The 12700-nt window shown below is 52.6% G+C and carries 15 protein-coding genes; 13 read left to right on the forward strand and 2 right to left on the reverse strand.

All coding sequences use genetic code 11. From position 1 onward, the window contains the following. The first annotated feature begins 16 nt into the window (after nt 1-16). Both GQY55_RS29315 and cysK read left to right on the forward strand, forming a co-directional pair. The gene (locus GQY55_RS29315) at nt 17-979 is read left to right on the forward strand and encodes a peptidyl-prolyl cis-trans isomerase (protein WP_160045458.1); all 963 of its coding nucleotides are present in this window, start codon (nt 17-19) and stop codon (nt 977-979) included. 275 nt (nt 980-1254) lie between these two features. Next, nucleotides 1255-2193 carry a cysteine synthase A gene (gene cysK, locus GQY55_RS29320; RefSeq protein ID WP_160045459.1) on the forward strand — a complete coding sequence of 313 codons (939 nt, stop codon included), beginning with the start codon at nt 1255-1257 and terminating at the stop codon, nt 2191-2193. Here the strand turns inward: cysK and GQY55_RS31685 are convergent. After that, nucleotides 2190-2411, reverse strand: a complete 222-nt coding sequence (locus GQY55_RS31685; RefSeq protein ID WP_236575944.1) for a hypothetical protein — start codon at nt 2409-2411, stop codon at nt 2190-2192. The two genes, cysK and GQY55_RS31685, sit on opposite strands and share 4 nt — an antisense overlap. 107 nt (nt 2412-2518) lie before the next feature. Here GQY55_RS31685 and GQY55_RS29325 point away from each other — a divergent pair, with 107 nt between their 5' ends. The 10 genes from GQY55_RS29325 (at nt 2519) to lysS (ending at nt 11094) form a co-directional block, all read left to right on the forward strand. Continuing rightward, nucleotides 2519-4105: an anthranilate synthase component I family protein gene (locus tag GQY55_RS29325; protein WP_236575945.1), complete on the forward strand. Its 1587-nt coding sequence runs from the start codon at nt 2519-2521 to the stop codon at nt 4103-4105. Next, entirely contained in the window at nt 4102-4683 is a 582-nt protein-coding gene (pabA, locus tag GQY55_RS29330; RefSeq protein ID WP_160045461.1) for an aminodeoxychorismate/anthranilate synthase component II, read from the forward strand. The genes GQY55_RS29325 and pabA overlap by 4 nt, the downstream gene beginning before the upstream one ends. Further along, the gene (locus GQY55_RS29335) at nt 4680-5588 is read left to right on the forward strand and encodes an aminotransferase class IV (protein WP_160045462.1); all 909 of its coding nucleotides are present in this window, start codon (nt 4680-4682) and stop codon (nt 5586-5588) included. Before pabA ends, GQY55_RS29335 begins: the two co-directional genes overlap by 4 nt. Further along, a complete protein-coding gene (gene folP / locus GQY55_RS29340) occupies nt 5569-6429 on the forward strand; it encodes a dihydropteroate synthase (RefSeq protein WP_160045463.1) in 861 nt (286 codons plus the stop codon). Before GQY55_RS29335 ends, folP begins: the two co-directional genes overlap by 20 nt. A 25-nt stretch (nt 6430-6454) precedes the next feature. Then, on the forward strand, nt 6455-6817 hold the full coding sequence (gene folB / locus GQY55_RS29345) for a dihydroneopterin aldolase (protein WP_160045464.1): 363 nt from the start codon (nt 6455-6457) through the stop codon (nt 6815-6817). A gap of 67 nt (nt 6818-6884) precedes the next feature. Continuing rightward, complete coding sequence (gene folK / locus GQY55_RS29350; protein ID WP_160045465.1) at nt 6885-7433, forward strand: 2-amino-4-hydroxy-6-hydroxymethyldihydropteridine diphosphokinase; 549 nt, start codon at nt 6885-6887, stop codon at nt 7431-7433. Beyond that, the gene (locus GQY55_RS29355) at nt 7385-7588 is read left to right on the forward strand and encodes a helix-turn-helix domain-containing protein (RefSeq protein ID WP_160045466.1); all 204 of its coding nucleotides are present in this window, start codon (nt 7385-7387) and stop codon (nt 7586-7588) included. Before folK ends, GQY55_RS29355 begins: the two co-directional genes overlap by 49 nt. Before the next feature lie 54 nt (nt 7589-7642). Then, the gene (dusB, locus tag GQY55_RS29360) at nt 7643-8662 is read left to right on the forward strand and encodes a tRNA dihydrouridine synthase DusB (RefSeq protein ID WP_160045467.1); all 1020 of its coding nucleotides are present in this window, start codon (nt 7643-7645) and stop codon (nt 8660-8662) included. A gap of 272 nt (nt 8663-8934) precedes the next feature. Beyond that, nucleotides 8935-9411: a transcription elongation factor GreA gene (gene greA / locus GQY55_RS29365; RefSeq protein WP_160045468.1), complete on the forward strand. Its 477-nt coding sequence runs from the start codon at nt 8935-8937 to the stop codon at nt 9409-9411. Between the two features lie 165 nt (nt 9412-9576). Next, the gene (gene lysS / locus GQY55_RS29370; protein ID WP_160045469.1) at nt 9577-11094 is read left to right on the forward strand and encodes a lysine--tRNA ligase; all 1518 of its coding nucleotides are present in this window, start codon (nt 9577-9579) and stop codon (nt 11092-11094) included. Between the two features lie 75 nt (nt 11095-11169). On the opposite strand, the gene GQY55_RS29375 is transcribed toward lysS, so the two are convergent. Then, complete coding sequence (locus GQY55_RS29375; RefSeq protein WP_160045470.1) at nt 11170-11778, reverse strand: TetR/AcrR family transcriptional regulator; 609 nt, start codon at nt 11776-11778, stop codon at nt 11170-11172. 94 nt (nt 11779-11872) lie between these two features. Between GQY55_RS29375 and GQY55_RS29380 the strand changes: the two genes are divergently transcribed. Further along, nucleotides 11873-12400: a hypothetical protein gene (locus GQY55_RS29380; protein WP_160045471.1), complete on the forward strand. Its 528-nt coding sequence runs from the start codon at nt 11873-11875 to the stop codon at nt 12398-12400. The last annotated feature ends 300 nt before the right edge of the window (nt 12401-12700 follow it).

Consider the following 12700-nt stretch of genomic DNA (forward strand, 5'->3'; position numbering starts at 1 on the left):
GGCGCGGGACCATGGGATGATGACCAGACAAGAGAAGGCGCTATGGGCCGCAGTCATCATTTTGGCAGCGGGCGTGTTGGTTATGGGGAGCCTGATCGTCATCCGCGGATTGAAGCCGGCCGAAGCGGCGCACGAACCGGAAGAAGAGCATAACGGCGCGAAGGCCGTTGCTCTTTTCGACGGGCAGTTCATCACGGAGGACGAGTGGATAGAAGAGTTGAAGCGGACGCATGGACACGAGATGCTGCTGCAGATGCTGAATGAGAAGGCGGTAAATGCGGAAGCCGACAGGCTGCAAATCCGGGTCACGCCGGAGGAGATCGCGGAAAGGGTCAAAGTGGACGCAGCCGGGTACGAGTCGGTGGATGCTTATTATCAGTCGATGTACGCCCAGCTGGGATTGTCCCCGGCCGACGTGCGTGAGGAGGCGGCTTACCAGCTGAAGCTTGAGAAAATCGCCATCGTCAATATCGATATCAGCGACGAGGAAGTAGACCGTTATATCGATCAGCACCAAGAGGAGTTTGAGCCTAAAAAGCAATACGAGCTCGCCTGGATCAAACTCAAAACCCGCAAAGAAGCTAATCGGACGCTGGACCGGTTGGAACAAGGCGAGGATTTCGGCAAGCTGGCGGAAGAACTGACCCTTGACGAATTTACCCGTCAGCAGGGCGGGAGGCTCGGATGGATCCAGGAAGACGATCCGTTCGTTTCGGCAGAGGTGCTAGACACCGCCAAGGGGCTTCAGGCCGGGGATATCGCCGGTCCGATCCAGCTGGAGGACGAAGGATATGCGGTTATCCAAGTCATTGACATCCAAAAGGGCGAAAAGCAAACGAACGAGGAGATCCGCGCCAACGTCCGCAAGCAGCTTGCACTGAACGAGGCCGTTCCGTTGACACAGCTGGAGGCGCAGCTGCGCGACAAATACGGAGCAAACGTCGTCACGGATAAAAACCCGGAAAAAGGGGGAAAATAAAGCATGTTATTCAAACCTTTGCCGTATGGACCGAGGATTCCATATAGCGGGGTTTGTTTTTTTGCGCCGAAGTTTTTTCCTTAAGATTATTTTGGGGAATGACGGCGGCTTCCCGTGGTTCATATTGACATTCGAATGGAAGGTTGTTAAGATAAAGGTACTAAATACCTACTTATTTACTCGGATATAAAATCGGTTTTTACAGCCAGACGCACGAACTGAATCCGCATACATTTTAAAATGAATTTTACCGTTCAAAAGGGAGGATTTTTACTATGGCTAAAGTCGTGAACAATGTTACTGAATTGATCGGCAGCACCCCGCTTGTTCGTTTGAACCGTCTGGTTCCGGAAGACAGCGCGGAAATTTACCTGAAACTTGAGTACCAGAACCCCGGCGCAAGCGTGAAGGACCGGATCGCCATCAGCATCGTCGAGGAAGCCGAGAAAGACGGCACGCTGAAACCGGGCGGCACGATCGTGGAAGCAACAAGCGGCAACACCGGAATCGGCCTGGCCATGGTCGCTGCGGCTAAAGGATACAAAGCGGTAATCGTCATGCCGGAAACGATGAGCTTGGAACGCCGCAACCTGCTTCGCGCATACGGAGCCGAGCTGGTGTTGACCCCGGGAGCGGAAGGCATGAACGGCGCCGTTAAAAAAGCCGAAGAAATCGTAAGGGAAAACCCGGGTTATTTCATGGCTGAGCAGTTCAAAAACCCGGCCAACGTAAAAATCCACCGCGAAACGACGGGTCCGGAAATCGTCGAAGCGATCGAATCGATCGGCGGCACGCTGGACGCTTTTGTTGCGGGCATCGGTACGGGCGGAACGATCTCCGGCGCAGGCGAAGTGCTGAAGCAACGTTTCCCTGACATCAAAATCGTGGCGGTCGAGCCTGCGGCTTCTCCAATTTTGGCCGGCGGCAAGCCGGGTCCGCACAAGATCCAAGGCCTTGGCGCGAACTTCATTCCGGATATTTTGAACCGTGAAATCTATGATGAAATCATCCATGTCGAGAACGAAGAAGCCTTTGAAACGGCGCGTCGCGTGGCGAAAGAAGAAGGCGTTCTTGCCGGCATTTCTTCCGGCGCCGCGGTCTCTGCCGCTCTAAAGGTTGCCAAGGAACTCGGTAAAGGTAAACGGATCGTCGTGATCATTCCAAGCAACGGCGAACGTTACCTCAGCACCCCGCTTTACAATTTCGAAGGTTAATTGGGAGCTATCAGCCCTGCTGCCGTCAAACGGCGGCAGGGTTTTTTGATGATATCGGAGGGAGTACGTTGATAGACGTTTTTCTTATGATATAAGAGAGTAAAAGCTTCGAAGCGACGGCTTCCTTGGATCTCAAGGAAAATTTCCGCTAAGCGCGGTCTGTCTTCTATGAAAGTACGTCGATAGACATTTTTCTTAAAAAACGCTTCGTTTTCCAACAAAAACACGGGAAAAGGCCTTTTCAAAAAGGAAGCGGGCAAGTATACTGACAACCAATAGCAAGCTTTGCAGCGAAAGGGATGAAGCGATGTACGGGGAAAGTATGATGACAATCGAACATTGGAAAAGGTGGGCCGGACAGGGCTGCACGATCCTTCCATTTGTACTGGAAACGTCATTCCAGGCAAACGAAGGCGGATTGCCCGCCTCCTGGTCGCATGCCTGGGAGCAGGCATCTCCGTATTCCTTCGTCCTCGAAAGCGGCAAGGATGGACGGTACACTTACTTGGGGTTGAAGCCTGTATCGGTTTTGCAGGGAAAAGGCGGGCAGGCGCGGATAACGGATCTTCTGAAAGGCGGCACCGCTTATACGGCAGGTTCTCCGCTTGAAGTCATCAAACGCTGGATGGAGCCGTACCAAGCCCCGACGCCTGCGGAAAGGGCGGGCATTGCGGCCGATTTGCCGCCGTTCCTTGGAGGATGCGTCGGTTTTCTGGGTTACGATGTCGTCCGGTTCATTGAAACGCTGCCGCAAATCGCGGCGGATCAGCCGGACATCCCGGACTATCTTTGGATGTTGTTCGATGAAATCTGGATTTACGACCATGAGAAGCAAAAGCTGGCCTGCGCGGCCCATATGACGATAACGAAAGAAACCGACCTGAAAGCGGCTTATGGAGCGGCCAAAGAAAAGGCCCAAGCGATGCTTGACCGTTGGGATCGGTTTACGGCGCAGGCACGGGCGGAGCTTGAGGAAGAGAAGCTGCATCGGCAAAGGCGGATGGCCGAGGCTCCCCCGGAGCTCGATTCCGGCGAATGGCCCGGGATGAAAAGCGCCTTTACGCAGGAAGCTTTTGAACAGGCGGTTTCGGCGATTCAAGATTATATCCGGCAGGGCGACGTGTTTCAGGTTAACTTGTCGCTTAGGCAGGAACAGGAGCTGCAATCCGAACCGGAGCGGATCTATGAATGGTTGAGGCTGCTGAATCCCTCCCCGTATATGGGTCTGCTTCGTTCTCCCGGATTCAGCCTTGCGAGCGCGTCGCCGGAGCTGCTGGTGAAGCGCCAGGGGGACACCATCAGCGCCCGTCCGATTGCAGGCACGCGTCGCCGCGGGCGTACGAAGGATGAAGACGAGGCAATGGCTGCGGAGCTGCTTGGCAGCGAAAAGGAGCGCGCGGAGCATGTCATGCTGGTCGACCTTGAGCGCAACGATATCGGCAAGGTCGCTGCTTACGGCACGGTACAAGTACCGGAACTATTGACCGTCGAGCATTACTCCCACGTCATGCATCTGGTATCCCAGGTAGAGGGGCGGCTAGCCCAGGACAAGGATGCTTTCGACGTCATCGCCGCGTTGTTCCCGGGCGGAACGATTACCGGAGCGCCGAAGGTGCGCACGATGGAGATTATCGAAGAACTGGAGCCGGTTAGAAGAGGGCCTTACACGGGCTCGATGGGCTGGATTGACTATAATGGAAATTTGGAATTAAATATTATCATAAGAACGCTGGTCGTTTCGGACGGGATCGGCATGATCCAGACCGGTGCGGGCGTCGTGATCGACTCCGAGCCTTACCGCGAATACCGCGAGTGCCATAATAAAGCCAAAGCCGTCGTCAAGGCCGTCCTTTTGAGCGAAAAGGAAGCGGCTGAGGGACCGGCCCGGCGTGAAAAGGAGATGAGAGCATGATTCTGGTGATCGACAATTATGACTCTTTTACGTACAACCTGGTTCAATATCTCGGGGAGCTGGGGGAAGAGGTTAAAGTATACCGCAATGACGAAATCGACATCCCGGGAATCGAAGCGCTTGCTCCCGATCATATTTTGATTTCGCCGGGGCCTTGCACTCCGAACGAAGCGGGAATCAGCCTCGAGGCCATTGAGCATTTTAAAGGAAAGATTCCGATTTTCGGCGTGTGCCTCGGGCATCAGGCGATCGGACAGGCGTTTGGAGGCCAGGTCGTCCGCGCCGAGCGGTTGATGCACGGCAAAACGTCTCCTATTTTGCATCAAGGAACGTCCGTTTTCGAGGGACTGCCGTCCCCGTTTACGGCGACGCGGTATCATTCCCTGCTGGTGGAACGCAGCACCCTGCCCGACTGCCTGGAAATTACGGCGGAGACGGAAGAGGGAGAAATTATGGGGCTGCGCCACAAGGAATACCCGATCGAAGGCGTCCAATTTCATCCCGAGTCGATCATTACCGACCATGGACATCAGATGCTCCGCAATTTCTTGAAGCGGACGGCAACGACGGGCGTATGAATCGGATTCTGCTAAACGGTCAAAGTATGGATGCTTCTGCTGCCGTGGTCTCCGTAATGGATCACGGCTTTTTATACGGCATGGGGTTGTTTGAAACGTTCCGGACTTATAGCGGAAAGCCGTTTTTATTGGAAAGGCATTTGGACCGGCTGACGGAGGGCTGCAAAACGCTGGGCATTGACGCTTCCGTCCTTCCGGATACCCGGCAGCTGCGGGATTGGATCGGCGAACTCATGCAGGCCAACGGTCTGAAGGAGGCTTATATCCGTTATACGGTAAGTGCGGGAGAAGACGTGCTTGGCCTGCCTGCAGGGATGTATAGCCGTCCGAATACCGTGTTGATGGCCAAACCTCTGCCTGAGCCGCCGGAGAGGCTGTATACCCATGGCAAGGCGCTTAAGCTGCTGAATACCCGTCGCAATACGCCGGAAGGTCCGGTCCGTTTGAAATCGCTGCATTACATGAACAACATTTTGGCGAAAAGGGAGCTTTCCTCCGACCCCGAAGCGGTTCGCCTGCATGCCGAAGGCTTGATGCTGAGCGCCGACGGTTACCTTTCGGAGGGGATCGTCAGCAATCTTTTTTTCGCGAAAAACGGCGGGCTTTATACACCCGATACGGCCTGCGGCCTGCTGCCAGGCATTACGCGCGGTTTGGTGCTGGAGCTCGCGTCCGCTGCAGGGCTTCGCTGTGAGGAAGGTTTCTATACTTGGGAAGACTTGATGCAAGCGGACGAAATTTGGCTGACCACCTCCATTCAGGAGCTGGTGCCCGTCACTTCACTGATCGATCAAACCGGCACGGCGCTCGTCATTAGCGGCGGCCGAATCGGACCGGTAACGGATATACTGCTGCGGTTGTACCGGCAGCGAACGGGAGGTTATCATGAAAACGACAATCTATGAACGGACATATCGGATGGGCGAAGCGGTGCTTGAGCTTGGTGCATCCACGAAAATTATGGGCATTTTGAACGTGACCCCCGATTCCTTTTCCGATGGAGGCCGCTATGTCGATCCCGAGCAGGCGGTTCGGCACGCCCTTCAGATGGTGGAGGACGGTGCGGATGTGATCGATATCGGCGGCGAGTCGACGCGCCCGGGTTACGAGCCGGTGCCTGCGGAAGAGGAGCTGCGCCGGATCATCCCGGTCATTGAAGCCTTGCACCGCGCCGCTCCCCATATCCCGATTTCAGTGGACACGTATAAAGCAGAGGTAGCTCGGGAGGCGATCAAGGCGGGGGCCCATATCATGAATGACATTTGGGGGGGCAAAAAGGACCCCGACATGCTGAGAGCGGCGGCGGAACTCGGCTGCCCGGTGATATTGATGCATAACAGGAATGATATGAATTACGGCGATTTTGCGGCCGACGTCGTGCGGGATCTGGAGGAAAGCGTCGAATTGGCGCTGAAAGCCGGCGTTTCGGGAGAGCGGATCATCTTGGACCCGGGTGTCGGTTTTGCGAAAAACCTGCCGGAAAATTTGCGGATTATGACGCAGCTCGACAGACTGGTGAAAATCGGATATCCGGTGCTGCTGGCCACTTCCCGCAAAAAATTCATCCGTACGGTGCTCGATCTCCCGGTCGACGATATCGTGGAAGGCACGGCCGCCACAGTCGCGTTCGGCATCGCCCAAGGCTGCCAAATCGTGCGTGTCCATGACATCAAACCAATCAAGCGGACCGTAGATATGTGCGACGCGATGCTGTATGCCTCGCCGGATACGATAAGGGTAAAATAACATAAAACGGAGGTTCGACCGATCTATGGATAAAATGAAGCTGCATCGGATGGAATATTACGGGTACCACGGCGTGTTCGAGGAAGAGCGCAAGCTGGGCCAACGTTTTTATATCGATTTGGAGCTGGAGCTCGATTTGCGGGAAGCGGGGAAAAACGACGATTTGAGCAAAACGGTAAATTATGCCGAAGTGCACGAAATCGTGAAAAAAGTGGTTGAGACCGAGTCTTTCCGCCTCATCGAAGCGCTCGGCGAACGTGTTGCATCCTTGTTATTGGACACTTATACTAGTATCGATGCATTGACGGTCAAAGTGACCAAACCGCACCCTCCCTTTGACATCCATTTTCAGGGCGTCACCGTGGAGCTTTACAGAACGAGGAATTAGCGGAGGTTGGACGTTTGACGCCTTTCGTTTCCGCTAATATCCCAAAACAAGAAAGCGAGAATCCGCCATGTACGCACAATCCACCTCTGAGCCATCAGAGGCTTATATTGCTTTAGGGGCCAATTTAGGGGACCGGGAAGAGACGTTAATGGAAGCGGTGCGGCGTCTCGACCGGTCGCCGGACGTTACCGTCCTCGAATGCTCCAATTTATATGAGACCGAACCTGTCGGGTATGTGGACCAGCCCCTTTTTCTGAACATGGCCGTTCGGGTCAGCACCCGGCTCGATGCTTACGGACTGCTGCATGTCATGCAGCGAATCGAAAAAGAACTCGGACGCGTCCGGCATATCCGCTGGGGCCCGCGGACCGTCGACTTGGATCTGATTTGGATGGAAGGGCGCAGGGAAAACACGGAGGAGCTGATTTTGCCGCATCCGCGCATGGAGGAGCGTTTGTTTGTCCTTGTCCCGCTCAAGGATATCTTGCCTGCGGATGAAACCTCCGGATTGCAGGCCATTCTATCGGCAGCCTTGGAAAGACTGGATGGAAAGGACGGTTTACAGCTTTGGAAAACATGCAGCTGGCACAGCGCATCCGCGCCTTCCGGAAGTTAAAAGGATACACCCAACAGGAGTTGGCATCGGGCTGCGGCATTTCGCTGACGGTTCTCGGGGCCATTGAGCGCGGCAACCGTCTTGCCGACGACCGAACGCTTGCAAAAATTGCGGAGGTGCTGGGCATATCGGTCGAGGAGCTTGCCAATAAGTAGAATTTCGTTACGGGTAGATAGATTTTGAATAAAATTTAGGAGCGATATGGAACAATGCTGAAAATTGGCGATATCGAAATGAAAAACCAAGTCGTCTTAGCTCCAATGGCGGGCGTCTGCAACCCGGCTTTCCGCCTGATCGCCAAAGAATTCGGAACGGGGCTTGTATGCGCGGAGATGGTCAGCGGCAAAGCGATTGTGCACGGCAATCAGCGCACGCAGGAAATGCTGTTTGTCGATGAGCGCGAAAAACCACTGAGCCTGCAAATTTTCGGGGGTGACCGGGTATCGTTGGTGGAAGCCGCCAAAGTCGTGGACAAACAAACGAATGCCGACATTATCGACATCAACATGGGCTGCCCTGCGCCCAAAGTGACCAAAATCGACGCGGGCGCCCGTTGGCTGCTCGACTCGAACAAAATTTATGATATGGTAGCGGCCGTGGTGGATGCGGTGGAAAAACCGGTAACCGTAAAAATGCGCACAGGCTGGGACAGCGACCATATTTATGCCGTCGAAAACGCCCAAGCCGTCGAACGCGCGGGAGGAAAAGCCGTCAGCATTCATGGACGCACCCGCGAGCAACTGTATACCGGCCACGCCGACTGGGATATTATAAAACAAGTTAAAGAGTCGGTGTCGATTCCGGTCATCGGCAACGGGGACGTGGTGACGCCGGAGGATGCGCGCCGGATGCTGGACCAAACCGGGGTCGACGGGGTCATGATCGGCCGCGGAGCGCTCGGCAACCCATGGATGTTGTACCGGACGATCGAATATTTGAAAACCGGCGAGCTGTTGCCCGAGCCGTCAGGCGAAGAGAAAATCCGGATTGCGATTTTGCATATGGACCGTCTGATCGCCTTGCGCGGAGAAGCGGTGGCCGTGCGCGAAATGCGCAAACATCTGGCCTGGTATTTGAAGGGGCTTAAAGGATCCGCCCGCATCAAGGACGAAATCATGGAAGAAACGAAGCGGGATGAAATGGTCAAAATTTTGGAAAATTTTGTGGCAGGCCTCAAAGAGCGGGAAGAACGGGAAGCTCACGCGGCTGAAGAGACGGCTGTTTCCTAATAATTTCGCTTCTCATGACCATGCATATACAATATTGCGTGCGATTGACATTTTGAAATGCTTACCATATAATTTTTCAGTATAAATTCGACTTTATCCTTAATACAGCGGAAGGATGTTCTGATCCTTCAAACTTTGCATAAATATAGATTGATCTAAGGCAAGCTGGGTAGTTCATTCTATAATCCGATTCCATTTCATAATGAATGGATATTCACCTTGAAATGGAACCGTGTTTAAATTTATTTAACATGACAGGAGAATCGGTTAAGATGAGCGATAAAGAAGTCATTCTGACACAGGACGGACTCAAAAAGCTGGAAGACGAACTCGAGAACCTGAAATCAGTCAAGCGCCGCGAGGTTGCGGAACGGATTAAGGTAGCCATCGGCTACGGCGATATCAGCGAAAACTCGGAATACGAGGACGCCAAAAATGAACAGGCATTTATTGAAGGGCGTATCATTACCCTGGAAAAAATGCTTCGTAATGCGCGCATCATCAACAACGACGAGATCAATACCGATATTGTCGGCGTAGGCGCGACCGTGATCGTACAGGATATGGAGTACGGCGATACGATGGAATACACCATTGTGGGCACGGCCGAATCCGATCCGCTCAACAACAAAATTTCGAATGAAAGCCCGGTGGGCAAGGCGATTTTGGGCAAGCAGAAAGGCGCCGTCGTGGACGTTAACGTTCCTGCGGGCGTCATCCAGTACAAAATCATCGACATTAAGAAATAAGACCGGCATGCTTTAGGATTGTTAGAAAGAGCTTCCTTTAGGAAGCTTTTTTTTCAGATATACAGGCCGAGCTGGGAAAGAATGCATTTTTCTCCGGTTTTTTGCCAGGCATTACCCTGTTTTTCATTGATGGACAGGCAGTAGGATTGAAGGAGTGACGATAAAATGTCGGAAGAAGTAAACAACAACGAACAGGAAATTGAACTTAGCGAAATGCTGCAAATCCGCCGCGGAAAGCTGGACGAGCTGCGCGGTCTCGGGATTGACCCTTTCGGGAAAAAATACGACCGCACTCACCATGCCGGGGATCTGCTTCAGAAATATGACGGCATGACCAAAGAAGAGCTGGACGAGCAGCATGTCGAAGTGCGCGTTGCCGGCCGGATTATGGCCAAACGGGGCATGGGCAAAGCGATTTTTGCCCACATTCAGGATCTGAGCGGCAAAATTCAAATTTACGTGCGTCAGGATTCCGTGCCTGAAACGGCGTTTGAAGCGTTCCGTCTGCTTGACCTCGGGGACATTGTCGGAATCGCCGGCACGATGTTCAAGACCAAAACGGGAGAAACTACAATCAAAGCGAGCGAGGTCGAGGTGCTGGCGAAGTCCCTCAATCCGCTGCCTGACAAATATCACGGGCTGAAAGACGTCGAGCTGCGTTATCGCCAGCGTTACGTCGATTTGATCATCAACCCGGAAGTACAGCAAACGTTCATTACGCGTTCCCGCATTATTCAATCGATGCGCCGGTACTTAGATTCGCAAGGGTATTTGGAAGTGGAAACGCCGACGCTGCACGCCATCGCTGGCGGCGCCGCGGCGAAGCCGTTTATTACGCATCATAACGCGCTTGACATGGAGCTTTACATGCGCATCGCGATTGAACTTCACTTGAAGCGCCTCATTGTCGGGGGCCTGGAAAAAGTGTACGAAATCGGGCGCGTATACCGGAATGAGGGCATTTCCACCCGTCACAACCCGGAATTCACCATGATCGAGCTGTATGAAGCATATGCGGACTACAAGGACATCATGAATCTGACCGAAAACTTGATTGCTCACATTGCGCAGGAGGTACTCGGAACTCAAGTCATCAATTATCAAGGCCATGAGGTTAACCTTGCGCCGGGTTGGCGCCGCGTATCCATGGTAGATGCCGTGAAAGAAGTGAAAGGCGTCGACTTCGGCGTGCATATGACGGACGAAGAAGCTCATCGCCTTGCCAAAGAGCATAACGTCAAAGTCGAGCCGCATATGACCTTCGGCCATATCCTGAACGCGTTTTTCGAGGAGTTCGTGGAGGAAACGTTGATTCAGCCGACCTTCGTTACCGGTCATCCGGTTGAAATTTCGCCGCTGGCGAAGAAAAACGAAGAGGATCCGCGTTTCACGGACCGTTTCGAGCTGTTTGTCGTGGCGCGTGAACACGCGAATGCCTTCAGCGAGCTGAATGATCCGATCGACCAGCGCCAGCGTTTCGAAGCGCAGCTCAAAGAACGTGAACAGGGCAATGACGAAGCCCATGAGATGGACGAGGACTTCCTGAACGCGCTCGAGTACGGCATGCCGCCAACAGGCGGACTCGGGATCGGTGTCGACCGTCTCGTGATGCTGTTGACCAACTCGCCTTCGATCCGCGACGTACTGCTCTTCCCTCATATGAGAAACCGTACGCAGGAGTAGTTCGAGCGGCTTTCTTCTATAATCAAATAAAAAGGAACAGCGTGATTGGTTCACGTCTGTTCCTTTTTTGTGTTTTCAACCTGATGCAGGGGCTGGGCGGCAAATTGAAAGAAGATGCTTGCGTACGGCTCTGCGCATGATGTCGGTCGTTACCTTCTCCGGTCTGAGTACGGCATGAACGGCCAATCCGTCGATCAGGGCATAAAAACGTTCGATTTCAACCTCGATGTCCAGATCGGGCAAAGCCAAGTTAGCGGTCGTTAACCCATTCATGATTTTAATAAAAACCGTTCTGAGCTCATCATCGACCTCCATTCGATGTTTGGCGAGGTCCTTGTCGGACAACGATTTAACGACAAAAGCAAACCAAACCTCCATTTCGAGTCGTTTCTCCTCATCGGTGGGTAAAATCTCATCGACCAGGAGAGGAATGTCCGTTAAAAGATCCCCGCTGAATGCGATGTTCGTTATCCGGTTTCCGACGCGGTCGGAAACCATCTTCATGGCGTAGGACAGCAATTCCGAATGGGTTGTGAAGTAATGGCGCATCGAGCCGACGGATAAACCGGCTTCATCGGCGACATTACGAACTGAAGCTTGATCAAGCCCCATTTTTTGAATGACTCGCCAGGTGGCTTCAGCGACCTTTTTCCTTTGTTTTTCATGATCCACGATTTTAGGCATGTCTTTAGTATAACATCGATCTTGTTTTTTTAACACAGTCGTGTTAAATTGTTTTTAATACAATCGTTCTAAAAAGAGAGAGGATGATATCACCATGATTGCAGCCTTAATTGTAGGATGCGAAGTTGCATTTTGGGTACTTGTTCTTGCTGGATTAACCGCAAGGTATATCGCTGGATGGAAGCGTGTCGGAGGTGTCTTGCTGGTTGCCACTCCAGTTGTTGATCTGCTGCTTCTTATATTTACGATCATCGATTTGCGGAATGGAGCCAAAGCGGAATTCATGCATGGACTCGCGGCGGTTTATATTGGAGTTACCGTGGCGTATGGGCACAGGATGATCAAGTGGGCGGATGAGAGATTCGCGTACCGGTTTGGAGGAGGAAAGAAACCGGATCCGGCTCCAAAGCACGGAAAGGAGCACGCTCGACGCGAAAGGGAGGGATGGTACCGGCATGTTCTGGCCTGGATTGTGGGAGTCATTCTGCTCATGCTTATGATTTGGATCGTAAACGAACCGTCCCGCACGGAAGCTTTGAAGAAAATACCGATGTGGTGGGGCGCGATTTTGGGAATCGACTTTGTGATCAGTTTCAGCTATACGATTTGGCCTAGGCGTTAGCGATAATCGAAAAGGGATATAAGTAATTTCGAAACATGAATGCAGCTATTGTATGGAACGAAAAATAGAAACTCGGATGCTTATATCCCTAAATCTATCATTATCATAAAAAGTGCTTGCATGTTTGTTGAACTCATGTTATATTAATATTCCGGCCAGGAAATGCAATGCAACATTGCGAGCCAGCAAGCTTCAAAACTTTGAATGAAAAATTAATTTCAAAAAAAGCTTGCAAAACCGGGCAGAACATGATATATTATAAAAGTTGCTGCTGAACATAACGGCGGCGACGAAAACGAA

This window comes from Paenibacillus sp. USDA918EY (assembly GCF_009870825.1).
In the GTDB taxonomy this organism is placed as follows: domain Bacteria; phylum Bacillota; class Bacilli; order Paenibacillales; family Paenibacillaceae; genus Paenibacillus_AQ; species Paenibacillus_AQ albilobatus.

Bases quoted from the DNA above. Each gene is read 5' to 3' on its own strand.
- GQY55_RS29315 (WP_160045458.1), top strand. From the start codon at position 17: ATGATGACCAGACAAGAGAAGGCGCTATGGGCCGCAGTCATCATTTTG.
- cysK (WP_160045459.1), top strand. From the start codon at position 1,255: ATGGCTAAAGTCGTGAACAATGTTACTGAATTGATCGGCAGCACCCCG.
- GQY55_RS29325 (WP_236575945.1), top strand. From the start codon at position 2,519: ATGACAATCGAACATTGGAAAAGGTGGGCCGGACAGGGCTGCACGATC.
- pabA (WP_160045461.1), top strand. From the start codon at position 4,102: ATGATTCTGGTGATCGACAATTATGACTCTTTTACGTACAACCTGGTT.
- GQY55_RS29335 (WP_160045462.1), top strand. From the start codon at position 4,680: ATGAATCGGATTCTGCTAAACGGTCAAAGTATGGATGCTTCTGCTGCC.
- folP (WP_160045463.1), top strand. From the start codon at position 5,569: ATGAAAACGACAATCTATGAACGGACATATCGGATGGGCGAAGCGGTG.
- folB (WP_160045464.1), top strand. From the start codon at position 6,455: ATGGATAAAATGAAGCTGCATCGGATGGAATATTACGGGTACCACGGC.
- folK (WP_160045465.1), top strand. From the start codon at position 6,885: ATGTACGCACAATCCACCTCTGAGCCATCAGAGGCTTATATTGCTTTA.
- dusB (WP_160045467.1), top strand. From the start codon at position 7,643: ATGCTGAAAATTGGCGATATCGAAATGAAAAACCAAGTCGTCTTAGCT.
- greA (WP_160045468.1), top strand. From the start codon at position 8,935: ATGAGCGATAAAGAAGTCATTCTGACACAGGACGGACTCAAAAAGCTG.
- lysS (WP_160045469.1), top strand. From the start codon at position 9,577: ATGTCGGAAGAAGTAAACAACAACGAACAGGAAATTGAACTTAGCGAA.
- GQY55_RS29375 (WP_160045470.1), bottom strand. From the start codon at position 11,778: ATGCCTAAAATCGTGGATCATGAAAAACAAAGGAAAAAGGTCGCTGAA.
- GQY55_RS29380 (WP_160045471.1), top strand. From the start codon at position 11,873: ATGATTGCAGCCTTAATTGTAGGATGCGAAGTTGCATTTTGGGTACTT.